Genomic DNA, 25,028 nt, shown 5'->3' on the forward strand with positions numbered 1-25,028 from the left:
TTAAAGAAATCGAAGATTTTTATTTTAAGCTGTTTCAAAACGAATAATGAAATAAACGGCACCAATCAAAAGGCTTGAACCAAGCATTGTCCAATTGCCAAAAAGATGACCAGATAGCGTGGCCAGGCCAGCGCCCGTAAAGAAAAGGCCAATCAGCAGCACATAAATACCAGCTGAACGCAATTTTTCTTGATCGCGGGTAATAATATATTGGGCGAGGTTGGCAGACATGGATTTCATGTTTCCAGTCATGAAAATACTGCCATAAGCTCGACCGTGAACTTTGGTGAAAGCATCATATTGAATGGCCATAAAATAGCTGAAAAAGCCAACATAAAACGAAGCTGAAAGCGGGAAATTAAAGCCGTAAGCCAACGCAAAAGCTGTAATTCCGAACCATTGCACCAAAAGCAAATAAGTCGCATCAAGTTTTCGACGCTTCATCAAATAATGAGAGTAAAATCCGCGCGTCATCACACCCAAAATGAAGAAAATAATTGGAATTGCAAAATCCCAGAAACGTGTGAAATTTCCTTCGGCGATGTTAATCCCTGCCTGAATCACATTTCCCGACTGAGCGCCAATGAAGCGATCATTGAAATGAAAAAATGAAAAACCGTCCATAAACCCTGCATTTAGAGCAAAGAGTAAAGCAATTCGCATTTTTTCCTTAATTAGTTTATCCATAAGTAAAATTATAACAAAAATTTCACTCAAAGCGGATTTTATCCGTTTTCATAAGTATGCTAATGATTACGTCAGCATTTTCTCTGGTGAATTTTGCTTACAACCACTCTTTTTTGACTGTAAAAAATGAACCGCGGATTTCGCCTGCTAATTTTGATCGCTGCCGTGCAAATTTAAATTTACTTTCCAGCTCGGCTGGAATCTCCATGCCCACCGAGAGTTTGATGCCCACAGCACGCTTGGGCTTTTTACCTTCTGCTGCTGGCTTTTTCTCATAAAGCAAATTCAAAACCATCCCATCCTCATAGTAAAATTCTGGCCAAAAAATCTGCTCATCTTCATAAATCGCGACTTCCAGAAGTTTGGCAGAAAAAGTCAACTCTCGTTCTTCTTTCAAGATTTGACTCATCAAAGCAACTACTTCTGACTTTTCTTGTGCTGGATAAGTCACATATTCAAATTTATATTTATTCCAAAAGTAGCGTGCTTCGTTGGCTCGTAAACCCGCTAAAGCCTCAGCAACAGGCGAACTTTCCAGACCTGTAATTTCCATTTCGTCTTCTTTAAATTTCACATGATAAGCCATTTTTCCCACACTTTCTTCTTTTTTTAAAATCATTATAACACAAGCCCCGCTAGTTCAAACTTTTCCAGCTCTCGGGCACGAATTTCCCCCAGTTCAAATCACTAAAAAATTCCGTAAATTTAAGGTATAATAAGCATAAACCCACGGTCAAAAAATTCAATGGAGGACTTTTAATGAACGGTTACCAACAGCAGTACATCTGTGCAAAATGCGGCAATCACACGTTTGAGCAAGATTAATTTCAAGCCACAGGTGGCGATTTTTCAAAATTTTTTAATGTACAAAATAAAAAATTTATCAGTATTTCCTGCGCCCAGTGTGGCTATACCGAGCTTTACAAAGCCCAAACCAGCACTGGAATGAACATCTTGGACTTTCTGCTCAACGGCTAATGTGCTAAAAACTCAAAAATAAGACCTTAGTCTTATTTTTATTAGATAAACTTAATGTATAATATAGAATATACTGATTAGAAAAGAGAAATTATTTATGCCAGTTTTAGAGCTGAAAAACATTCGGAAGTCCTATTTCCTTGGAAAAGAGGAATTCCCCGTTCTTAAAGGAATTGATTTGGAATTCGAACGCGGTGACTTCGTCAGTCTGCTTGGGGAGTCAGGCGGTGGGAAGTCAACCCTGATGAACATCATCGGCGGTCTTGATCGCAAGTACGAAGGTGACGTCATCGTTGATGGCATCCCTCAAAAAACGAAAAAAGAAAAAGATATGGATGCCTATCGCCGCGATACCATTGGCTTTATCTTCCAATCTTTCAATCTCGTAAGCTATCTGAGCGTTCTGGATAACATTCTTATCAGCCTTAAAATGACGAACTTATCAGACAAAGCGCGCCATGCGAGAGCTATTGAATTAACCAAGCAAGTTGGTCTTTACGACCACCGTAAGAAAAATCCTTCACAACTTTCTGGAGGACAAAAACAACGGGTAGCCATTGCCCGTGCGCTTGCTTCTGACCCTGAAATTATCCTTGCCGATGAACCAACAGGGGCCCTTGATTCACAAAATACCAAGGAAGTTCTAGCTCTCTTACGCCAAATCGCCAAATCAGGAAAGACTGTTATTGTCGTTACTCACTCACAGGAAGTTGCCGATTATGGGACGCGAATCATCCGCCTGGCCGATGGTCAAATCACTGGAGATGAGCGGATAAAACCAAGCTATCCTGTTACAGAGCACGAGCGGGTGCAGCCTAAAGCTTTATCTTATCGCGATACTTTCCGCACAGCCTTCAAACACTTCACTCACTCTTGGAAAATCAATCTCCTGATTGCCCTTGGGACAGCGATTGGACTCTTCTCCGTCATCTTCTTCTTAGGACTTGGAAATGGTGCCACCAACTACATGAATGACACCATTACCTCAAATGTCAATCCTAATGTCATCACGATTTTCAAACGGACGACCACTGATAATAAACTCAGCAACGAAGAGGCATTGCGTCAATCTCAACAAGAACTCGGGACATCAGCAGCCAATCTTGACAGCACTCATCTTAACAAACTGAAAAATGTAGATAATATCGCAAAAGTAGAGCCTGCTTACTCCTTCTCAGGTTTGAGTACACTCAAATATAATGACCAAACAAAATCTGGACTTTACTCTATTGACACTTGGACTCAATCAAACATCAACGATGAATACCTTACAGGAACAAAACCTGCAGATGGTGAAATCGCACTTTATGAAAATGATGCCAAGGCCCTCAATAGTAACTATAAAGCTTTAGTTGGTAAAACAATCAACCTCAGCTTCCCAGCCAAAACGAGCACTGGAGCAACCGTTCCTGTCACTAAAGATTTCAAAGTTTCAGGAATTTTGAAAACACCAGACACCGTTGGTAGCTCAAACTCATCAAGCCTCATCGTAACGCATAAAACATTGAAAAATGCATTGGATGCTGCTGGTGCGGACACCGACGCAACTTACGCCGTTGTCACTGTTGATAAAGTTGATAATGTTAAATCAGCAACTGCTGCTATTGAAAAACTCAAAATTGATGGTAACAAAGCATTTGTCACTTTCAGTGTTACCTCAATGCTTGATGTGATTACAAACATCACAAATATCGTCAGCTATGTCCTTGCTGCTATTGCCGGAATCAGTCTGATTGTATCAATCTTTATGATTGTGGTCACTACTTACATGAGCGTTGCTGAACGTACAAAAGAAATTGGTGTCATTCGTGCACTTGGTGGACGTAAAAAAGATATTTCTCGTCTCTTTACTTCTGAAAGTTTGATTCTTGGACTTTCTTCTGCAGCTATCGCAATCGGCTTTGCCTATCTTGGTGAATTTGTAATCAATAAAGCTTTAAGCAGCTTCTTGGACGGTGCAAGCATCGTGCAAATCTCTGTTGGTAATGTCATCTTCGCCCTTGTCATCGCCATCTTGATTGCCCTCTTGGCAAGTCTTGCGCCAAGTGGTCGTGCCGCTCGTTTGAACACGATTGAAGCCCTCTCTGCCGAATAAAAATTTCAAAAATCTGTCAGTTCAATTTTCCACTGGCAGATTTATCAATTAAACAGGCTTCTCGCCTTCTTTAGAAAAATAGACCTTGCCATTGACAAAGCCTATTTTTTCTATCATTTGCCCCAAAAATTAAAATATGTTAAAATTTATATTAGAATAACTTCATGAAGCAAGGAGCAACAATGCAAGAAATCATTATTCAAATCATGAATCAATTTGGCTACTTCGGTGTCGCCTTTCTCATCATGATTGAGAACATCTTTCCGCCCATCCCCTCTGAGGTTATCTTAACTTTTGGAGGTTTCATGACCACCTATAGTGAGCTGGGCATTATTGGTATGATTATCGCAGCAACAATTGGCTCCGTGCTAGGTGCCGTCATTCTCTACTTTGTAGGTAGACTTTTGAGCGTTGAGCGCTTAGAAACGCTCATCTCTGGGAAATTAGGCAAAATTCTGCGTCTAAAAGCAGGAGATATCCAGAAGGCTGAGCAATGGTTTATGAAACGTGGCAATGCTACCATTTTCTTTTGCCGCTTCATTCCTTTAATCCGAAGCCTTATCTCCATTCCTGCTGGTTCCGCCAAAATGAAGCTTCCTGTTTTTCTGTTTTTGACCACTTTGGGCACCTTGATTTGGAACATTGTTCTCGTTTCACTTGGCGCAGCGCTGGGCGATAATTGGGAAATGATTGCAGGCATCATTGATTCTTACTCTTCAATCGTTGTTGGATTACTAGCAGTCGCCTTTATCTGTGCCATTCTCTTCTTTGTTAAAAAACGTTTCTTTTCAAAGTCAATGAAAAACTAGACAATTTATAAAAGATAATAACATACCTATAAGCGAAGTTCCCAGCTATAAATTAAAAAGCGAGATAATCAACTCGCTTTTTTTAGTGACTTTAACTGGATTGGATCCTTAGGTTTAAAAATAAACAATAAAAGACTGATTGCTCAGTCTTTTATTGTTTATTCCCCAAGCGTGAGTTGCTCTGAGACATATTTTGCATAGAGCGGGTGACTATTGACAAGCTCTGTATGTTTTCCTTGACCTGTGATTCGTCCTTTTTCAATAAAATAGATTTGATCAGCGTCAACAATTGTTGAGAGACGGTGAGCAATGACAAGGGTCGTACGTCCTTTCATCAAGCTATCCAAAGCTTGTTGCACCATTGCTTCTGATTCACTATCAAGGCTTGCTGTGGCTTCATCAAGCATCAAGATTTTAGGATTTCGCAAAAAGGCTCTGGCAATAGCAATCCGTTGACGTTGGCCACCTGAAATTTTCACTCCTCGTTCACCAACTTCTGTGTTTAATTGTTCTGGCATATTTTCAACAAATTTACGAGCAAAGGCGAGTTCGAGAACCTGCCAAAGTTCTTCATCTGTGTATTCTCTCTCAAGTCCATAAGTGAGATTTTCTCTAATGGTTCCTGCCATAATGGCAGAGTCTTGACTGACAAAGCCAATTTGGCTGCGCCAATTTTCGAGTGAAACCTGATCAATCGGTAGACCATCAATCGTGATTTCTCCCGCTGTGGGTTGGTAGAAACGCTCAAGTAGCGCAAAAACTGTTGATTTACCTCCTCCAGAAGGTCCAGCAAAAGCAATGATTGAATTCGGTTTGGCTTCAAAACTAAGGTCTTGGAGAATTTTTTCAGAATCATCATAGGCGAAATCTACATGATGAGCCGCTAAAACTTTTCCTTCAAGGTTAATCTCATCTCCTTGATGAAGAATTTCTTGATCTTCCTCAAGCAAATCAGTCAAGCGAGCTGTTGATCCAGAGGCTTTTGCAAGTTCCGTAAAGAAAGTAGCGACGGTCGGCACAGCACCAATCAAATTCATCAGGTACATCATCATCCCTAGAAGAGCCCCCAAACTCATGACCCCTGTTGATATCAGATAAATCCCATAAGCAAGGAGTCCAAAAATCATCAACATCATTGAGAGCATCATTACTGGCGACATCAGTCCATCAAAAACCGCTTCACGCACACCAATTTTATAAAGTGCATTGACATCTTTTTCGGCTTTTTGTGAGGCTTGTTTTTCAGCGTTTGAGGATTTAACCAGACGAATTTCAGAGAGTGATTCGCTGGCGATTCCTTGGAAATTAGCCAATGAATCTTGGCGAGTCCGCCCAATTTTTTGACCAAAAGTCATGATTGGGAACATGATGAGCATAACAAGAGGTACAGCAATCACCATTGCCAGTGTCAAACGCCATTGCATTTGAATCATAAATAAAACAGATCCAATCAGCAACAAAATTGATGTGAAAGCTTGTGGAATGGCATTGGCAATCAGATTTTTAACTTGCGTTGTGTCATTGGCAAGACGCGAAGACATTTCTCCTGTTTTAACTTCATCAAAATATTTGACGGGAAGATGAATCATCTTGTCCCAAACGCGGGTGCGCAAATTTTTTACGACAGATTCACCAAAGATCCCTAGCACAATTGCAGCACCTGCTGAAACTGCTGCAGAAATGATGTAAAGTCCAATGACTAAGGCAACTTTACCTCCATCAACGCCTTGAGCAAAGCTGTTAACCAACGGCTGTACAAGCTTAGGAACTTGTAGTTGGACGAGTGTTCCGACAATCCCCGAAAGAATCCCAATGATGAAGAAGAGATAGCGGGGTTTTGCAGTCCGAATGAGTGAAACAAAGTGTTTGATGGATGTTTTATCGACCGCTTTTCCTTCAACGCGACTGGTCATTGGACCTTTTTCCATTTTTCAGTTACTCCCTTTTATTTTATTTCTAAGTTAAATCTTTCATTTTTAATTATCTAAATAAGGTTTGAGATTTTCTAATACGACTTCAAAACCTGCAGGGAGGAGATGTGCACCGTCAAAAGTCAATTCTTTTTTCAGATTTCCTGATTCATCTGCCAAATTTTGATTAGCAGAAATAAAATGAAAACCTTGTTTTTCGGCAAGAACTTTAATCTTGTCACTTGCTGCTTGGAACTTTTCGTTACTGCGAGTTTCAAATAAAGTTTTTTCATCGGCATCGGCGCCAAAGTCAACCGTATTGATTGGATAATAGCGCATAACATAAACTTCTGTTTGCGGTAAATTTTTAGCAATTCGTTGCATTATTTCAACATAATTTGCTAAAAATTCATCTTCTGCTACTTCAAATCCAATATCATTTGTCCCGATATTGATAAAAATTTTTGAAGGTTCTAAGTCTAAAATTTGTGTTTCAAAATGCTCTAATAAAAATGAGGTTGTCGTCGCACGAACTGCTCGATTGTAGATATGTTGTTTAAAATTTACTTTTCCTTGGGCTTCCCACTGCTCGATTGGAAAAATTTCCATGAGTGACGATCCGACAAACAAGGTTTGACCTTTTTGAGCTGTCTTGTTTTCTTGTTTATATTTTTCGATTAAATGATTTTGAAAATCCACAAGTTGAGGATTTAATGTTAGTTCTCTAGTTTCTTGGGCCATTTTTTCTCCATTCTTATTGTTACAGCATTTTTTATCTTTAAGCTTAAAAATCTATCCAATTTTCGTTATCGTCTTTAGCTTCACCGTTTACATCACGTGAACCGTGTCCGTCCCAGCCTCTTCCTTGACCGAAATTCCAAGGATTATGCCTTTTTTTCATGTTATCAAAAAGGTTTTTCCAGTCTTCACCAAAGGGCATAGAATCACGCATTGCCCGACGTCGTTCGTTGTCAGACATTCTTGCCCAACGTTCTCGTTGCGCATCATGATGCCCTCGGGGGCCGCCTCCATGACGTCCACCAACACCGCCACGCATCGCGTCAAATTGTGACATCATTTCTTCTTGTAATTGACGAGCGTAGTCAAACATTTCTCCATCAGCATTTGCTTCAAGCAATTTGTTAAGCAAAATTGACAATTGTTCTTGTTCTTCTGTATTCAACCCGTCAAATAAATCTGAGCTGATATTATCATGCAAATCTTGACGTTTTTCTTGAGCTTTTTGCCCTTTTTCGGTCAGAAAGACTCGGCTGCTTCGTTTGTCTTCTTCATCTTGGCGCCGTTCAACTAAGCCAGCATTTTCCAAATTCTTGACTTGAGCTGTCACACTCGAAGGCTTAATGTCGAGAAGTTCAGCGATTTCGCCATTCGTTAATCCATCTTTTTTCCAAAGCTCAATAAGTAGACCTTGAGCGCCTGTGCGATCTCTGCGCTGACGTAATTTTTCAGACATCATATCCATGCGCAGAGCCATCATGAATTTGGGGTGGCGTAAAAGTTTTGAAAATAGGTTTAAAAGTTTATTTGTTTGTTCAGACATAATAGATCTCCTTTATCTTAATTAAAGTGCTTGTCGCTGTTCATCAAAAATATAAATCAATAAATCATCTGGTCGCTCAATTAGCCTAATGAGAAACTGGATTTTTTGCCGTATTTTTTTAAGCATTGGCTCTCCTTTATTGTAAAATATTTAGTTAGTTTGTAAGAAATTTATCTAACAAAATGATTATAGGCTATTTATTTAGTTTTGTCAACAGTAAAACTAAATAAAATAAAAAAACAGTCCTAAGACTGATTTTTTATTTTATTATTTACCCAAATCTAGCTGATAAAGCTGTTTGAAAACTGGGTTTGATTCTAGTAGTACTGCGGGTTTTCCGTCAAATTTTATCTTACCTTTTTCTAGGAAAAGGACACGATCCATTTGGTGAACGCCTAACAAATGGTGAGTGATAAAGATAATTGTTTTATCGTGAAGACGCTCAAAAAAGAGCGTGAGCAGTTGATTTTCTGTGATTGGGTCGAGTGATACAGTTGGCTCATCCAAGATTACGACATCGACGTCAGATAACAAAATTCGGGCTAAGGCGAGGCGTTGGCGCTCTCCACCCGAAAATCGTTCCCCTGCTTCATCAACGGGTTCCAAAAGTTTTAGTGGTAAGCTTTCAACCATTTTTTTCAGGCCTACAAGCTCAAGAGCTGCCCAAATTTCTTCGTCCGTTGCTTGAAGCTTTGCTAGGGTCAAATTGGAACGCAACGTGGTTGCAAACAGATAGGGTGATTGGTTGATGACACCAATTTTTGCTTCTACATTTGTTGCTTTGGCGGGTTCGACCGTTCCAAAAGTGATACTGCCTTCTTGGGCGATTAAATCACCACGGATCAGTCCTGCTAAGGTTGATTTTCCTACACCTGAACGTCCTAAAATAGCAAGGTGTTCGCCGGTTTTTATTTCTAAATTGAACTGGTCAAAGATTTTTTGATCTTTTTCAAAGGCAAAGGAAAGATTTTTGATGGACAAGTCTGTGTCGGAAATTTCTTGGGTTCGCACTGCTTCATCTTGATCTGGGAGAGCATTGAGCCGGTTGACCGAGTCGCCGTAACGTTGAGTCTCAACGATGGCATCAGAAAGCGGGGAAAATGCGTCAAAAAGTGGGAAGGCAGCTAGACTCACTGCTGCAATATAATTTGGGGCATCTCCTGTATTTAAGGCCCCAGATGACCAAATCATCAGATAGATCACCAATGCGCCATAGAGGACTTGCAAAAAGAGGTTTCTTCTGCGACCAAAGGCCAAGAGTTTGGCTTGGATTTTACGGGCGGATAATTCAGGGCCACGATAGGCTGTGAGAAAGTCTGTCTTTCGTCCAGATAAAACCCAATCTTGCAAGCCCAAAATATCATCTGTCAGATGAGAAAATAATTGGTTGCGGTAAGTTTTGAGTTCTTTGTCTAATTTGACGGTAAATTTTAGTGAAATTATGGGTAAAACGACCAGCAAAAGACCGAGGAAAATAGCCAATCCAAATGCCAGCCAGAGTGAGAAAAAGCCACTTGAAATAACGAGGGCAAGCGACAAAGTTCCCGCAATCAGCACTGGAAATAAAGTACGCAGGAATAAATCTTGTAAGTTGCCAATGTCTTCGTTGAGGACGCCTAATAGATCGCCTAAGCGGTAGCGTTCTGCCAGACTAATCGCGGTTTTTTCCAGTTGCAAATAGAGTTTTTTGCGTAAAAGACTGGTGATGCGCAAAATCCAATTGTGCGAAGTCAGCCGTTCAACATAATGCATGACTGGTCGACCAATCCCAAAAATTCGAACAAAAAGAACAGGAACGTAAATCATCAAAATATTTTCTGGTTTGGTCGCTGATTTAGAAATGACATAACCAGAACTGAACATCAAAAGTCCTGCCATCGCCACGGTTACTGTGCCAAGAAAGATGGCGAGAACAAAACCTGAACGATATTTCTTCAGAAAAGGACTGATCCAATCATTGCCAAATAATATTTTTCTAAATTTCATTGATTTGACCTCCTTTTTTACTGACGAAATCTTTTCCAGAGCTCTTTTCAAATCCGTCAGCATTTTCTCTGAACTTTTGAGTTGCTTTATCAGTGGTTTCTTCTGTGACTTTTTTGCTGACGGAGCTGATTTGATTTTCGTCAGCATTTTGGTCTTGATTGGACGGTTTCGTCAGCAAAATCTCTTCATCGTCCACGCCTCGCATTTGCGTCAGCAACTCTTGATAATAAATATTGGTCGCCAAAAGTTCTTCGTGTGTTCCAATTCCTGCGACAGCACCCTCTTTGAGCACGATGACTAAGTCCATTGATGACAGCCAGTGTAGCCGATGGGTGGCAATGAAGACTAATTTATTTTCAAGTAAGGGTAAAATATTCGCTTTAATTTCTAACTCTGTCTCAATATCCAAATGAGCCGTCGGTTCATCAAGCAACAAAATATTTCGCGTTTTACTCAAAAATGCGCGCGCCAAGGCCAAGCGCTGGGCTTGTCCACCTGAAATGGTACGTCCACCTGCGCCCACTTGCCCGTCCAAACCAATTTCCTTAAGCAAGCCTTGCAAACCAGCTAAATGAGCTGCTTGCTCAATTTCTTCATCGCTTGCTCCTGGCTCATAAAATGCCAAATTTTCCCGAAATGTTCCAGCAAAAATATATGTTTTTTGAGGAATAAATTGCACAGATTGACGATATTTTTCATCAGCCAAACTGCTCAAGACTTGCGTATTCAATTTGATTTTTCCCTGTGTTGGCGTCAAAAATCCCGCCAGCATAGAGAGCAACGTTGATTTTCCTGATCCTGAGTTTCCGACCAGGGCAATTTTTTGAAAGCCTGTGACTTGTAAATTTACGTCAGCAATTCCTCTGCCTGTATCATAGATTTTGGTCAATTCTGTAAGTTCTAAACGAGACTGATCTGTCCACGTCAGTGTTTTTTCCAATTCTGTCGAAATATTTTCATCCGTTGCCAAAATTTCATTGACCGCAGCCAGCGAATTTTTACCATTCAAAGTTGCATGATAATCACTTGCAAAATCACGAAGAGGTAAGAAATACTCAGGGGCCATAATCAATGCAGCCAACGCCGGAAATAGTAAAATTTCACCATTCATCAAGCGCAGACCCAAAAACAAAGCAACAACAGCCACAGACAAACTCGCAAAAAAATCAAGCGCAAACGTTGATAACATCGCAATGCGCAAAGCCCCCATGGTTTCCTTACGAAATTCTTCTGACGTCCGATAAATTGATTTTGCGTAATCTTTTGATAAGCCGAAATATTTCAAGGTTGAAATTCCGCGCAGAGAATCCAAAAAATGATTAGATAAATATTGGAAAGTCTTGTACTGACGCTCCGCCCGCCCTTGCGCCGCAAAACCAAGCAAAATCATGAAAAGAATAGCAAAAGGAAAAGTCAAAGTTAACACAATCCCACTTTGCCAATCAAGGAAAAAGACGGGAACCAAGAGTAACATCGGCACAATCATCATGTTCAAAACTTTTGATAAAACCAGCTTGATATATTCTTCAACCTGATCAATGCCCGTAATGACCGTGGTCGCAGCCGAACCAGAACCTAAGTCTGTCAAACGCGTTGGCCCCAAGCGGAAAAATTTCTCTAAAATATCTCCACGCAATTTCGTAGCCAAACCATAAGCCAATTTATCCAAAGCTTTTGACCGAATAAAGTTAATCAACTCTCGGCTCAAAAAACAAGCCAAAAAGCCCAACACCCATAAAATCACTTGCCCAAAAGCTTCTCCATTCCACAAACGAGTAATCGTCGTAGCCATAAACAAAGCCTGAGCTGCAATCACAATAGCCTGAATTACCGCCAAAATCCCCAAAATTGGAAACATTTTTCGGACACCAGGCAAATCAAAAAGAGATTTATCAATCATAAATTAAGTTACTGATGTTTTATAAGCAACCGAAAAATCCGTCAGTAACTTATAAAATAAAAAAATCAGTTTCCTCCTTAAAAAAATTTTGGTCAGCAAAATTTCACTGACCAGAAAGACCCAAAAATATCTGAGTTATAACATCTATTCCATTATACCAATTTAAAAATCAATCTGAAAATAACTGGCTTAACCAGTTATTTTCATTTCTTATTTTTTAATCCGTTTTCTAAAAATAAAGTAAGTCCACCCCATGTAAATCAATACAAAAGGTAGGATAATCAACGTAATCCACGTCATTGTCGTCAAAGTATAGCCTGTCGAACTAGCATTTTTAATTAAAATACTATGCGCAGGATTTGTCGCAATCATTACTCGAGGGAAAATACCTTGGAAAATCAAAGCAACCAAAGCTACAAAAGTTAAACCAGAAGCCAGAAAAGCTGACATCTCTTTCTTTGCTCTCACCGAAAGATGAGCAAATACAGTCAAAATAACGATAGCAGCCAACAAAATTAGAGTTCCCCAAAAATGTTTTTCCAGAAAATCCGTAAAGATAGCTAACAAAACAGCAAAGACCACTTCACCAGCATAAAGGACAAAATACAATTTATTCGCCGTACGTGCTGCCCGTTCTCGCAACTCTCCCTCTGTCTTCAATGCCAAATAGTTTAGTCCATGCAACCATGCCAAAAGCAAGACCGCAACACCACCAACAACTGACAATAAGTTGACATAAGACGTAAAAGTCGCCGAAACATTCCCTCTAGCATCCATTGGAACGCCTTGGATCATGCTCGTGAACATCAAACCAAAGAGAAAGGGAATGGCAAAGCTAGAAATACCTAAAATTCGTGTCCAAAGCATCTTGCCTTTTTCCGAATGCGAATGATGTCGAAACTCAAAAGTCACACCACGCAAAATCAAACCGACCAAAATCAAGAACAAAATTAGATAAAAGCCTGAAAAAAGCGAAGCATACCAGTAAGGAAAAGAGGCGAACATCGCTCCACCAGCCGTCAATAACCATACTTCATTCAAATCCCAAACTGGCCCAATAGAACCAATTGTTTGTTCAATCTCACGTTTGTCCTTGGCAATCGTAATTGCGCTCATCCCGACACCATAGTCGAAACCTTCTAGGAAAAAGAAGCCACTAAAAAGGACACCAACAATAATAAACCAAAAAAGTTGTAAACCTGTCATTATTCCTCAGCCCCTTTCTTCACATCATCCACTGATTTCTCAGTTTCTTCTTGTTTTGTATCCAAAACCTCCTGATTAAAAGGATCTAGCGAAACATAAGCCGTTTCTGCTCCTTCCACACCTTGTTTCATACGTTGAATCGTGAAATAAATCATGACACCACCGAGGAAACAGAACAAGAGGAAATAAACCGCATTTGAAAAAAGCAAAGAGCCCGCAGAAACATTAGGTGAGACAGAATCTCTGATTGTAAACAATCCATAAACTGTCCAAGGATAACGTCCTAGCTCAGTGACCAACCAACCTGACGTAATCGCAAGGAAAGGTGAAAATAAGAACCACCGATAAACCTGTAAACCAAAGCGATTTTCATAAAGAATCGGACGTTTTTTCCGCGTCCAAAACAAGCCCAAAGCAGATAACAAAATCATCAACATTGACAAGCCTGCCATAATCCGGAAAGTCCAAAAGAGTACTGTTACAGGTGGGAAGAAATTCCCATTCACTTCTTTAGCAGCTTCTGGAAATTGTTTTTGAAGTTTAGCATTAATCTCATTCATCCCTTCAACCGAACCACTTGGACGATGATAAGTCAAAATTGATAACATATAAGGAATGCGTATTCCAAAGACCTCGGTATGTTCAGATTCATTGAAGAAAGCAACCATATCCCAGGCAGCAGGACTTGGTGTTGTTTCATAAACCCCTTCAGTCGCTGCGAATTTCATCGGTTGTGTCCGTTGAACTTCAAGCATTTGTTGGTCACCAGCAACAAAGTTTCCGAGCGAGCCAATCAAAGCAACCAAAAGTCCTAACCGTAAAACAGGTTTAAACATATCAACTTCGCGATTTTTAAGAAGTTGGTAAGCAGCAATCCCAGCGGTAATAAAGCCACCCGTTAATAGGAAGCCAGTAGTAACGTGGCTAAATTCCAAAATCGTTTGTGGATTCGTAATCAAAGCTGAAAAACTTGTCAAAGTGGCACGACCACCCTTGACCTCATAACCAACAGGATTTTGCATCCACGAATTTGCCGCCAAAATCCATAGAGAAGACAAAAAAGTCCCCACAAAAGTAATCCATAAAGTTGCATTGTGCAACTTTTTACCCAACTTATCCCAACCAAACATCCAAATTCCGAGGAAAGTTGATTCAAGGAAGAAAGCAAGCAAAGCTTCAACCGCTAAAGGTGCCCCAAAAATATCACCAACATAGCGAGAATACTCCGACCAGTTCATCCCAAATTGAAATTCTTGGATAATCCCTGTTACTACTCCGACCGCAAAGGACAAAAGCATGATTGATCCAAAGAATTTAGTGCGTTTCTTCCATTTTTCATCACCAGTTACGACATAAACAGTTTCCATGAGCGCAGTCATAAAAACCATCCCTACCGAAAGTGGTACAAAGAAAAAGTGGAAAATTGTTGTCATTGCGAACTGAAAGCGCGCAAGAAATTCTATACTAGGCATAATACCTCCTAAATTTTCTCTCCTTCATTTTAGAAGCAAACAAAGAATAAAATAAATTTTATTGAATGAATTTCAAATGATGCCATTTATTTAATAGATTAAAAAATATAACTTAAAATATTAAATTTCATTACACTCCCATTTTACCACGATATAAGTAAAGTGAGTGACAATTTAACTGTCAATTTTATTTAACAAAAACAACAGTCTGTTGTTTTCTAAAAAAAAATAAAACCTATCTGTAGCGATAGATTTCATTTTCATTTTTATGATTATGATTAGCGAACATCGCCCATCAATTTCAAGATTGGTTTCTTGATCAAAAGTAAGATAATTCCGACTGCAATACCAATAATACCGACAATACCAAAGAAATTAACTTCTGTTGATGCTTTGAAAAACGGTGAAATTTGTGCGTTGATTGCTTGTGAAGTCGAATCCGCCAAGAACCACATTGCCATCATTTGTGACTGGAATGCAACAGGCGCAAGTTTTGTCGAAACAGACAGACCAACCGGTGAAACTAAGAGTTCACCTGCCATTTGTACGGCAAACATCAAAACTAACCAGAGAGCGCTCGCGCGTCCAGATGTTCCGTTCAAGAGCCCTGGCAAGGTCATAATCAAGTAAGAAATCCCCGTTAGAACCAAGCCGATCCCAAATTTTACAATTGTTGAAGGTTGGCGATCACCCAATTTGTTCCACAAACGAACAAAGATTGGTGACAAAAGCACGATGAAGAGCGGGTTGAGCAATTGATACCAAGAAGGATCGATATGGAAAGTCATTCCAAACCAAGTTGGATTCAAATTAGTCCGCGATTCGCCCCATACGGCAATAACTGTTGAACTTTGTTCTTCAATTGCCCAAAAGACAATTGCTGACAAGAACAAAGGAATGTATGCCGTCAGTTTGCGACGCTCATCAGATGCCACTTTTTTTGAAGCAAACATCATGACGAAGTAGATAATAGGTACAACAATACCAACTACAGATAAGAAATTGATGAAATTATTGATGAAATTTTTAGGGTCAGCTTTATAAAGCATAAAGAAGCCAATAAAAGCGACAACAACGACAACGATTAAACCAATAAGAAATAGCAATTTCTCACGCGCATTCATTGGATTAGAAGGTTTGCGTCCGATTTCTGGGAAATGACGAACTCGTCCATACCAGTAAACAAAGAGGGCAACAATCATCCCAATCGCAGCAAGCGAGAACCCAAGATGATAGTTAATCCCTTGCCCAACAGTACCAACAACCAATGGTGCAATCAATGAACCCATATTGATTCCGACAACAAAGATATTAAATCCTGTGTCACGACGTGGATCTTCTTTAGAATAAAGGTGACCTACCATATTTGAAATATTTGGTTTGAGCATCCCTGTACCCAAAATAATTAAGAATAATGACACAAATAATGAAGTCAAACCAAATGGTGTCGCTAAAGCAACGTGCCCAAAAGTAATTAAAATTCCACCAATTAAAATTGTTTGAGATGCCCCTAATAAACGGTCAGCAATCCAGCCCCCAACAATTGTTGAAAGATAAACTAAAGCACCATAAATACTTACAATTGCCATTGCTTGAGCTTTAGGAAGCCCCAAGCCAGCATTATCTGCTGTAGTTAAAGCATAAAGGTAATAAACCAAAATGGCACGCATACCATAGTAAGAAAAACGTTCCCAGAACTCTGTCTGGAAAAGTGTGAGTAAGCCACGTGGCTGACCAAAAAAGGTCTTTTCTGTTTTGTTTAAGTTTTCCATAAAGTACATTATAAAGATTTATATACAACTTGTCAAGTTGTCAAACAATTTCATCTATACAGATTTCTTTGAAAACGCCAAACAAACCGATAAAATAAGAAACTTTCAAAGTTTCTTATACTATTGATTAGAAATATATAAAATTATTCATCATTATTAGAGACGGGATTATATAAAAATAACAAAAAAACTTACAAGTGTAAGTTTTTAAAACTTTATTTTTAAGTTCAAACTTGATTTTCCAGAAATCGTTAGCCCAGATAATTTTTCGTTCACATCATGTAAAAAACTTAGCTTTTGTAAGTAAGTAATTTTCTCTTCTCCAAAATTTACTTGTTCTTTGCTGGAGTTGACTACATAAATGAAAATTTCATCACTTGTATAACGTAAAATTCCTAAGACTTTATCCGTGAAAAATACCGAAAATTCTCCATGACGTAGTGTCACTTCTTCTTGTCGCCTTTTGCTCCAAGTCTGATAGAGATTATAGAATTCCTGGGAGATATCCCCCCAGGGAAAATATTTGCGATTTTCTGGATCTTTGCCCCCATCTAAACCGGCCTCATCTCCATAATAAATACAAGGAACACCGGGTAAAACAAACATCATACTGATTGCAAGTGAGTTATTTTCATCGCCGACCATTGTCAAAATCCGTTCGGTATCATGAGTTCCCAAATTATTTAAATTATTATAAAAAATAGCTTTCGGATAATTTTCGCGTAGATTCATCAATTGATAGGCCACATCATGGCTCGAACGCTGATTATTTACAAAATGGATAATAATGTCCCGAAATGGATAATTCATGCAGCCCTGCAAACTTCCTCCAAGAATATAATTTCGTCTAGCTCCGTAGGAAATCTTATTGGATGCATCTTCCCAAATCTCACCAATCAACATTTTTTCAGAATAGGTATCTAAATTTTCTCGAATCCCTTGAATAAAATCATCTGGAAGTTCGTCAGCAACATCTAACCTCCAGCCGTCAACCCCTAAATCATTCCATTTCGCTAAAACAGAATCTTTCTCCCCATAGATAAATTGACGAAAACTCTCGTTATCTTTGTCAATTTCTGGCAAATCTTTAATTCCCCACCATGACTTATAGTCGTATGGATAATCATTAAATTTGAACCAGTCAAAATAAGGTGAGTTTGGATTTTTTGCTGCGCCTTCATTGTCACCAAAATCCCCATTGATATTAAAATAACGGGAATTTTTTCCAACATGGGAAAAAACACCATCCAATATCAAATGCATTCCTTCTTGATGCAATTTGTCAAGTAATACTTTAAACTCAGCCTCGTCCCCAAGCATACTATCAATTACCAAATAATCATTTGTATCATATCGATGATTACTCGTTCCCGAAAAAATTGGATTGAGGTAGATAGCCGTCACACCAAGCTCTTTCAAATAAGGAATTTTTTTGCTAATTCCTCGTAAGTTTCCACCAAAAAAATCCCAGCGCGCAATATCTCCGTTTTCATATTTAACATAAAACGGCGTATCCGAATTAGAGCCGTAAATAAAAGAATTAGGCTTTGGGTTGCTGATTTTCCCATCGTCATTTCCATTATAAAAGCGATCTGGAAAAATTTGATAAAAAACCGCATCACGATACCAATCTGGAGCCAAATCTTCTTTAGAGAAAACCGTTAGTTGGTAAGGCTTAACGTCATTTTCATTAGAATAAAGGACTCCTTCGCCTCCGATTCCTGAGCAACCATAAAATTGCTTAATTTTTCCCCAATCTGATGGTTCCAAAATCTCAAAATAGTAAAAATAAAGTCCTTTTCCAACGTCGAAGGGAACCGCAACCTTAAACTCCCCCTCTTTAACTTCTTGCATCGGAAATTCATAACGTTTCCCAAAATCACGCCGAATAATGAACTTCACCTCAACCTTTTCTTTGTCTGTCTTGAAGTTCACTTTCATCGTCTGTCCGACCTTTATTGCTCCAAAAGGCTCTTTGCACTCAGCCTCCCATGAATTATAGTAATACATTTCACATTCTCATTTCATTTTCAAATCAATTAGTTGTCGTTTATTATTTTTATTTTAACATAAAACTCCAACACAGGAAAGCGTTTCCTGAATATTTTTTACTCTTTTGTGATAAAAATATAAGCAAAAACTCCCGTCACAACCTGACAGGAGTTTCCTAATTACTGACAGTTCTTATCTGTACTCAGAGTATCTTATTTTTTGGCTTTAATATACCAAATATCATCAGCATATTCACGAACCGTACGGTCAGAGCTGAAACGTCCCACATTTGCAATATTCATGAGACTTGCTTTTGTCCAAGCTGTTTGATTACGGTAAAGATTTTCTAAGTCTTTTTGAGCACGAACATAATCATTGAAATCGCGTAAAACAAAGTATTCATCATTGTAGATTGTTAAAGAATCAAAAATCTCTCGCCCTTCGCTCTTGATATTCGGAATAGTCCCATCAATGAAGGAGTTTAGAATACGATAGACAATCGGATTTTGTTCATAGATATCACGCGCATTATAGTTTCCATTACGATAATACTCATAAACTTCATCCTTGGTCAGTCCAAACACAAAATTATTTTCTTCACCTGCTGCTTCAAAAATTTCAATATTCGCACCATCAAGTGTCCCCATTGTCAAAGCCCCGTTGAGCATAAATTTCATATTTGATGTTCCTGATGCTTCTTTAGAGGCCAGAGAAATTTGCTCTCCTACATTTGCTGCTGGAATAATCATTTCTGCCAAACTGACATTATAGTTTTCCAAGAAAACAACCTTAATCTTATCGTCAATGTCGGAATCATTATTAATCATATTCGCAATTTCGTTGATACATTTGATGATTGATTTAGCATAATGATAACCTGGTGCTGCCTTAGCACCAAAGATAAAGACACGAGGCACAACATCCAGATCAGGTTCATCTTTTAAATCAAAGTAAAGTTTCAGGATATGCAAAACATTAAGTAATTGCCGTTTATAGGCATGGAGTCTTTTTATCTGAACATCAAAAATTGCCTCTGGATTAACTGTAATTCCATTTCGCTCTTGAATGAGGGCTGCCAAGCGTAATTTATTATCATATTTGGCCATTTGCAATTGCTTCAGAATTTTTTCATCATCCTTAAAATGCTTGAGCAAAGATAAGTCATTAAGATTATGCCGCCATGTCTTACCAATTGTTTCATCAAGAACCCCTGAAAGACGCTCGTTGGAAATTTGAATCCAACGCCGATCCGCAATCCCGTTGGTCTTATTATTGAAACGTTCTGGATAAATTTCATAGAAATCATGAAGTTCCACATCTTTCAATAAGTCAGAATGTAGCTTAGCAACTCCATTTGTTGAATGTGAGCCAATAATAGCCAAATTGGCCATATGGATTTGCCCATCTTTAATGATGCGAGTATTGTGTACAAGTGTTGCTCCAACTTTCGGAAGCAGTTCTGCTGTTCGGCGACGATCAATCTCAACAATAATTTGATAAAGACGTGGCAAGAGGTTTTTCACCATGTCCTCTGGCCATTTTTCCAAGGCTTCCGACAAAATAGTGTGATTAGTATAAGACATCACTTTCACCGTAGTATCCCATGCTCTGTTCCAACCAACACCGTATTCATCAATTAAGAGTCGCATGAACTCTGGTACACAAAGAGCTGGATGTGTATCATTGATATGAACCGCAATATAGTCACCAATTCGGCGAATATCTTTTTTCTGAGTAAATTTATAATGACGTAAAATTCTTTGCAAACCAGCTGAAACAAAGAAATATTCTTGTTTGAGACGAAGCAAACGTCCGTCATAATTTGAATCATCAGGGTAAAGTTCAGCAGATAACATCGAAGTTTGGCGCATATAATCCAAATTTTGAAATTTTAAATCAAGGTCTTGCGGAACTTCTGATCTCCAGAGACACATATTATTGACGGTTGTATTTTCAAAACCAATCATCGGAGTGTCGTAAGGGACTGCAAGTACCCGTTCTTGATTTTTATAATGGGGTAAAAGTTTTCCTTTCCCATCATCTTCTAACCAAACTTCTCCGCCAAAATTAATTTCAACCGCCTTATCTGCACGCCGAACCTCCCAAGGATTTCCGTTATCCAACCATGAATCTGGCAGTTCTACTTGGTAGCCATCAATAATTTTTTGTTTGAATAGACCATAGCGATAACGAATTCCGTTTCCATTCGCTGGAAAACCCGTGGAAGCAAGAGAATCCATAAAACAGCTAGCAAGGCGACCGAGCCCTCCATTTCCTATTGCCATATCTGGCTCAACTTTTGCTACTTCATCAAGATCAATTCCTAAATCAGCTAAGCCATCTCGTACAGTATCTAGAATTCCCAAATTCAATAAATTTGATTTGAGTAATTTACCAGGCAAAAATTCAATTGAGAAATAGTAGGCTTGCTTTTTTCCCACTTCGTCCCGGTATTGATTATCTGCCGTCCAAATACTTGAGTAATAATGCTTTACAACAGAGGCCAAGGTAGCATAAGTTTCTTGATGCCCCGCTTTGGTAAGATTTGTGGCAAATTTTGAAGCTAAACGTTCTTCAAAATCTTGCTTAAATTGTTTTTTAGAAAGTTTCAATAATCACTCCTTTGTTAAAATTAAGTGTCATTTTTTATTTTAAACTCTGTAAGAAAATTCTATCACAATTTTTCACCCAGCGCAATCGCTTGCGCTAACTTTATCTTTCTAAATTTTCATAAAGATGAATATATTGCTGTGCTTTATTTTCCCACGAAAAATCTTCCGTCATCGCTGATTTAATCAATCTTTTCATCGTTTCTGGTTCTGTTTGGTAAAGATTAATTGCTCGTTCAATCGTATTGAGTAAAACTTCTCCAGTAAAATCGACAAAACCAAAACCTGTTCCTTCTTTGGTATTCGGGTTATAAGGTTTTACCGTATCTCTCAACCCTCCAATTTCGTGCACAATAGGGAGTGTCCCATATCGCATCGCAATCATTTGGGATAGACCGCACGGTTCAAAAGCTGAAGGCATCAAGAAAAAATCAGATCCTGCATAGATTTCTTGAGCAATTTGGAGATTAAAAGCAATATTTGCTGACATTTTTTCTGGATACTGCTGGGCAAAGTGTTGAAAACCCGACTCAATTGCTGGAAAGCCTGTACCGAGCAGGACAATTTGTACCTCTTTTTGCAATAAATTTTCCAGTTGACTTAAGACTAAATGAAATCCTTTTTGATTCGTCAAACGTGAAACCATCCCGATTAAAGGAACTTTTGGTTTAACGGGTAAACCTGCACGTTTTTGAAGTTCGGCTTTCATCTCGTATTTACCCGATATATCCTTAACTGTGAAATGGTAAGGAATTTGAGTATCTGTTTCTGGATCAAAGAGATCGTAATCAATCCCGTTTAGGATTCCAGAAACTTTACCTTGAACGTAATTCAAGACGGAATCAAGCTGACAGCCAAATTCAGCAGTTTGAATTTCTTTAGCATAGCTAGGCGAAACAGTATTGACTTGATCGGCATATAAAATTCCGGTTTTTAGCATATTTAACATTCCGTTATGCCGAACAACACCTTCAAAATAACGTTCCATCCCCATGCCAAATAGCTCTGTCAAAGCTGTCCCTTGCATGATTCCTTGAAACTCAATATTATGAATGGTCAAAACAGTCTTTATCTTTTTATAAGCATCAATCCATTTGTACTTTTCCTTGAGTAAAAATGGAATCATTGCCGTCTGCCAATCATTAAGGTGCAGAATATCGGGGATGAAATCAAGCTTTTCCATGAGTTGACAAACAGCTAGGTCAAAGAAAGCAAAGCGTTCACCATCATCATCGTATCCATAAAGTACACCTCGACCAAAATAATGCTCATTATCAAGAAAATAGTACTTTACACCATCTTTCAACAAACTTTTTACACCAACATATTCATGTCGCCATCCTACATCTACAAAATCATAAAACTCATCTGTAAGCTGCTCTTTCCAACTCTCTTTCATCTCATTCTTAAAATAAGGTAGAATCACAGCGATAGAAGATATTTCTGGCTTTTTAGCTAATTCTTTAGGTAAGGCTCCTGCCACATCTCCCAATCCGCCAGTTTTAAAAAAAGGGGCGCATTCACTTGAGGCAAATAAAATTTTCATTGTTTTCTCTTTTCACTTCTCTTAGTCAATTCTCATTGTATCATACTTGCGCTAATCGTTTGAAAACCTTTAAATATGAAGTCAGTTGTCGGCGTCAGCTCAACTATGTAACAGTATCGTTTTAGCTAGTCGGTAGCAATAATATCTTCAGTAACAACTGTTCCTTTAGGGATGACGATTGGCTTTTCAGGAGTTCCAATAATACTAATATTATTTTCAACCACAGCATTTTTATCAATGATTGCGTATTTCACAGTGGCCCCTTCTTTAACTTTTCCGCCAGTGAAAACAAGACTCTCTTCGACTTTAGCTCCTTTTAAAACTTTGGAATCGCGTGAAATCAATGAATTTTTTACTTCGCCTTGAACAATACAGCCTGAGCCAAGGTGACTATTGATAACATTGCTCTCTTGTGAAAAATAGGTTGGAACTTCGTTTTTGATTTTAGTATGGACAGGTTGGCTGCTGTAAAGCAATGAGGTAAAATTTTGCGAATCCAGCATAACCATATTAGCATCATAGAAGGCTTTCACACTCGTAATATTGCTCATATAACCCGTGTATTCATAACTATTTACATCATAATCTTTCATACGCGCACGAATCAAGTGGGCAATTGATCCGATTTCTCCAGCATTCTGCATTTCTTGAATGAAGTTAATAAGCCACTCTGTATTTACGATAAAAAGATTTAAGCAAAGTGCTTCTTTATCCTGTACTTCTGTGAGTTGTTTTCGATAGGAATTTGTCATTTTCCCGTCTTCATCAAATCGAAGAATGGTATCGTACTCTCCCGCCAAATCTGGTGAAACTTTTTTATAGACGGTGGTGATATCCTTACCAGCTAATTTGTGAATTTTTAATACCGCATTTAAATCGACGTTGCAAATGAACTTGCTTCCTAAAAGGACGGTATAAGGAGCTTTGGATTTACGTAGGAAATTGATTTGCTGAGCAAAGTAAGGCTTACCTTGTTCTTTTAAGCGATAAAAATCTTGTTGAATGTAGACAAAGTAGCGATTGCTAAATCCATCAAGTCCCCATTCAGCTCCTGAACCAAGATGGTCAAAGACCGATTGGGTTTCCCCTTCGTTAAAGGTCATAAAAATATTATCTATATGCGCATTTGAAAGAGAGGAAAGGGAAAAATCAATCAAGCGGTACTTACAATCAAAAGGAAGTGTTGCGATTGGGCGGACATCGGTTAAGGGACGTAAAGCCTGACTTGATGATACGTTAGAAAGGATAGCAGCCATTTTATTACTATTGTTCATTTTTGTGTTCCCCCTTTATTTCTCCGTGTCCAATCACAGCTACTTCATCTTCACCAATGATTTCAACGTTATCGCCAATCTTTGCATTTTCACCAATAATGGCATTTTTTATTACCACATTTTCACCAATGAAGGTTCCTGACATGATAAAACTATCTTCAATCACTGTTCCTTCTTGAACATGAACATTCTGCGATAGAATCGAATGTTTAACCGCACCATCCACATAGCAGCCATCTCCGATAAGGGCATCTTTGACTTTTGCCTTCTCAGTGATAAATTGAGGGGCTGAGATGTCATTACGTGAATAAATTCGCCACGACTTGTCGGTAATGTCCAATTCATTATTTAAATCAAGAAATTCCATACTGGACTGATGCAAAGAGTCAATTGTACCAACGTCTTTCCAATAGCCTTTGAAACGATAGGCAAAAACATTTTCGCCTGTTTCAATATAGGCTGGGATAACATCGCCACCAAAGTCTTCCATTGGATTTCCTTTGGAGTAGCCATTAACCAGAACTTCACGTAGTCGCTTCCAGTTGAAGATATAAATTCCCATTGAAGCGAGGTTGGATTTTGGTTCTTTTGGTTTCTCTTCAAACTCAATAATTCTGTCGTTGTCATCCGTATTCATAATTCCAAAACGACTGGCTTCTTCAAGGGGAACTTCCATAACTGAAACAGTCAAGCTAGCCCCACGTTCTTTATGGCTTTCAAGCATTGCTTCGTAGTCCATTTTGTAGATATGATCTCCCGAAAGGATGAGAACATATTCTGGATTTTGTTGATCAATATAAGAAATATTTTGATAAACAGCATGAGAAGTACCTTCAAACCATTTTGATCCTTCTTGTGAAGAATAGGGTTGAAGAATCGTTACGCCACTATTGATGCCATTTAAGCCCCAAGGAGCACCATTGCCAATATGCGAGTTCAGCGCAAGAGGCTGATATTGCGTAATTACGCCGACGTTTTTCACATTTGAATTCGCACAATTTGAAAGGGCAAAATCAATAATGCGATAACGACCGCCAAAAGGTACCGCAGGTTTTGCGATATCTTTTGTTAGTTTACCTAAACGAGTGCCTTGACCGCCGGCAAGAATAAGACCAAGCATTTCAATTCCCATGATGAAATCTCCTTTATTTGATACTTTTATAGTTTTTATATTCGCAACTTCTTACTATTTTATAATTTATTTCTTATGATTCAAAATGATTTGCTTCCT

17 protein-coding genes and 1 pseudogene are annotated in these 25,028 nt (G+C 38.7%); 3 read left to right on the forward strand and 15 right to left on the reverse strand.

What is annotated here, in order from left to right; translation table 11 throughout:
- Positions 1-24: 24 nt before the first annotated feature.
- Positions 25-687 carry a YoaK family protein gene (locus tag EQJ87_RS03645; protein WP_130123388.1) on the reverse strand — a complete coding sequence of 221 codons (663 nt, stop codon included), beginning with the start codon at positions 685-687 and terminating at the stop codon, positions 25-27.
- Between the two features lie 97 nt (positions 688-784).
- Positions 785-1,273: a phage tail protein gene (locus EQJ87_RS03650; protein ID WP_130124578.1), complete on the reverse strand. Its 489-nt coding sequence runs from the start codon at positions 1,271-1,273 to the stop codon at positions 785-787.
- 173 nt (positions 1,274-1,446) lie between these two features.
- Here EQJ87_RS03650 and EQJ87_RS03655 point away from each other — a divergent pair.
- From EQJ87_RS03655 to EQJ87_RS03665, 3 genes and pseudogenes are all read left to right on the forward strand, one after another.
- A pseudogene (locus EQJ87_RS03655) lies at positions 1,447-1,665 on the forward strand (zinc ribbon domain-containing protein).
- 97 nt (positions 1,666-1,762) lie between these two features.
- Positions 1,763-3,760, forward strand: coding sequence for an ABC transporter ATP-binding protein/permease (locus tag EQJ87_RS03660; RefSeq protein ID WP_130123389.1), 1,998 nt, complete (start codon positions 1,763-1,765; stop codon positions 3,758-3,760).
- A gap of 182 nt (positions 3,761-3,942) precedes the next feature.
- A complete protein-coding gene (locus tag EQJ87_RS03665; RefSeq protein WP_130123390.1) occupies positions 3,943-4,569 on the forward strand; it encodes a DedA family protein in 627 nt (208 codons plus the stop codon).
- Between the two features lie 158 nt (positions 4,570-4,727).
- On the opposite strand, the gene EQJ87_RS03670 is transcribed toward EQJ87_RS03665, so the two are convergent.
- The 13 genes from EQJ87_RS03670 to EQJ87_RS03730 form a co-directional block, all read right to left on the reverse strand.
- The gene (locus EQJ87_RS03670) at positions 4,728-6,482 is read right to left on the reverse strand and encodes an ABC transporter ATP-binding protein (protein ID WP_130124579.1); all 1,755 of its coding nucleotides are present in this window, start codon (positions 6,480-6,482) and stop codon (positions 4,728-4,730) included.
- A 63-nt stretch (positions 6,483-6,545) separates the two neighbouring features.
- A complete protein-coding gene (locus EQJ87_RS03675; protein WP_130123391.1) occupies positions 6,546-7,220 on the reverse strand; it encodes an SGNH/GDSL hydrolase family protein in 675 nt (224 codons plus the stop codon).
- Positions 7,221-7,263: 43 nt separating this feature from the next.
- Positions 7,264-8,040: a MarR family winged helix-turn-helix transcriptional regulator gene (locus tag EQJ87_RS03680; RefSeq protein WP_130123392.1), complete on the reverse strand. Its 777-nt coding sequence runs from the start codon at positions 8,038-8,040 to the stop codon at positions 7,264-7,266.
- 267 nt (positions 8,041-8,307) lie between these two features.
- Entirely contained in the window at positions 8,308-10,026 is a 1,719-nt protein-coding gene (cydC, locus tag EQJ87_RS03685; protein WP_130123393.1) for a thiol reductant ABC exporter subunit CydC, read from the reverse strand.
- Positions 10,016-11,926, reverse strand: coding sequence for a thiol reductant ABC exporter subunit CydD (gene cydD, locus EQJ87_RS03690; protein WP_130123394.1), 1,911 nt, complete (start codon positions 11,924-11,926; stop codon positions 10,016-10,018). Before cydD ends, cydC begins: the two co-directional genes overlap by 11 nt.
- A 210-nt stretch (positions 11,927-12,136) precedes the next feature.
- On the reverse strand, positions 12,137-13,132 hold the full coding sequence (cydB, locus tag EQJ87_RS03695; RefSeq protein WP_130123395.1) for a cytochrome d ubiquinol oxidase subunit II: 996 nt from the start codon (positions 13,130-13,132) through the stop codon (positions 12,137-12,139).
- Positions 13,132-14,604, reverse strand: coding sequence for a cytochrome ubiquinol oxidase subunit I (locus EQJ87_RS03700; protein WP_130123396.1), 1,473 nt, complete (start codon positions 14,602-14,604; stop codon positions 13,132-13,134). The genes cydB and EQJ87_RS03700 overlap by 1 nt, the downstream gene beginning before the upstream one ends.
- Positions 14,605-14,882: 278 nt before the next feature.
- Entirely contained in the window at positions 14,883-16,376 is a 1,494-nt protein-coding gene (locus EQJ87_RS03705; RefSeq protein WP_130123397.1) for a peptide MFS transporter, read from the reverse strand.
- A gap of 207 nt (positions 16,377-16,583) precedes the next feature.
- A complete protein-coding gene (locus EQJ87_RS03710; RefSeq protein ID WP_130123398.1) occupies positions 16,584-18,386 on the reverse strand; it encodes a glycoside hydrolase family 13 protein in 1,803 nt (600 codons plus the stop codon).
- Positions 18,387-18,580: 194 nt separating this feature from the next.
- On the reverse strand, positions 18,581-20,980 hold the full coding sequence (locus EQJ87_RS03715) for a glycogen/starch/alpha-glucan phosphorylase (RefSeq protein ID WP_130123399.1): 2,400 nt from the start codon (positions 20,978-20,980) through the stop codon (positions 18,581-18,583).
- 100 nt (positions 20,981-21,080) lie between these two features.
- Positions 21,081-22,523, reverse strand: coding sequence for a glycogen synthase GlgA (glgA, locus tag EQJ87_RS03720; protein WP_130123400.1), 1,443 nt, complete (start codon positions 22,521-22,523; stop codon positions 21,081-21,083).
- A gap of 125 nt (positions 22,524-22,648) precedes the next feature.
- A complete protein-coding gene (glgD, locus tag EQJ87_RS03725; RefSeq protein ID WP_130123401.1) occupies positions 22,649-23,797 on the reverse strand; it encodes a glucose-1-phosphate adenylyltransferase subunit GlgD in 1,149 nt (382 codons plus the stop codon).
- Entirely contained in the window at positions 23,787-24,929 is a 1,143-nt protein-coding gene (locus EQJ87_RS03730) for a glucose-1-phosphate adenylyltransferase (protein WP_130123402.1), read from the reverse strand. The genes glgD and EQJ87_RS03730 overlap by 11 nt, the downstream gene beginning before the upstream one ends.
- Positions 24,930-25,028 lie beyond the last annotated feature (99 nt).

Origin of the sequence: Lactococcus sp. S-13 (assembly GCF_004210295.1) — a bacterium.
In the GTDB taxonomy this organism is placed as follows: Bacteria; Bacillota; Bacilli; order Lactobacillales; family Streptococcaceae; genus Lactococcus.

Coding starts and splice junctions, on each gene's coding strand:
- EQJ87_RS03680 (WP_130123392.1), bottom strand. CDS start 8,040: ATGTCTGAACAAACAAATAAACTTTTAAACCTATTTTCAAAACTTTTA.
- EQJ87_RS03710 (WP_130123398.1), bottom strand. CDS start 18,386: ATGTATTACTATAATTCATGGGAGGCTGAGTGCAAAGAGCCTTTTGGA.
- glgD (WP_130123401.1), bottom strand. CDS start 23,797: ATGAACAATAGTAATAAAATGGCTGCTATCCTTTCTAACGTATCATCA.
- EQJ87_RS03670 (WP_130124579.1), bottom strand. CDS start 6,482: ATGACCAGTCGCGTTGAAGGAAAAGCGGTCGATAAAACATCCATCAAA.
- EQJ87_RS03665 (WP_130123390.1), top strand. CDS start 3,943: ATGCAAGAAATCATTATTCAAATCATGAATCAATTTGGCTACTTCGGT.
- EQJ87_RS03660 (WP_130123389.1), top strand. CDS start 1,763: ATGCCAGTTTTAGAGCTGAAAAACATTCGGAAGTCCTATTTCCTTGGA.
- glgA (WP_130123400.1), bottom strand. CDS start 22,523: ATGAAAATTTTATTTGCCTCAAGTGAATGCGCCCCTTTTTTTAAAACT.
- EQJ87_RS03675 (WP_130123391.1), bottom strand. CDS start 7,220: ATGGCCCAAGAAACTAGAGAACTAACATTAAATCCTCAACTTGTGGAT.
- EQJ87_RS03650 (WP_130124578.1), bottom strand. CDS start 1,273: ATGGCTTATCATGTGAAATTTAAAGAAGACGAAATGGAAATTACAGGT.
- EQJ87_RS03705 (WP_130123397.1), bottom strand. CDS start 16,376: ATGGAAAACTTAAACAAAACAGAAAAGACCTTTTTTGGTCAGCCACGT.
- EQJ87_RS03730 (WP_130123402.1), bottom strand. CDS start 24,929: ATGGGAATTGAAATGCTTGGTCTTATTCTTGCCGGCGGTCAAGGCACT.
- EQJ87_RS03700 (WP_130123396.1), bottom strand. CDS start 14,604: ATGCCTAGTATAGAATTTCTTGCGCGCTTTCAGTTCGCAATGACAACA.
- cydC (WP_130123393.1), bottom strand. CDS start 10,026: ATGAAATTTAGAAAAATATTATTTGGCAATGATTGGATCAGTCCTTTT.
- EQJ87_RS03645 (WP_130123388.1), bottom strand. CDS start 687: ATGGATAAACTAATTAAGGAAAAAATGCGAATTGCTTTACTCTTTGCT.
- cydD (WP_130123394.1), bottom strand. CDS start 11,926: ATGATTGATAAATCTCTTTTTGATTTGCCTGGTGTCCGAAAAATGTTT.
- cydB (WP_130123395.1), bottom strand. CDS start 13,132: ATGACAGGTTTACAACTTTTTTGGTTTATTATTGTTGGTGTCCTTTTT.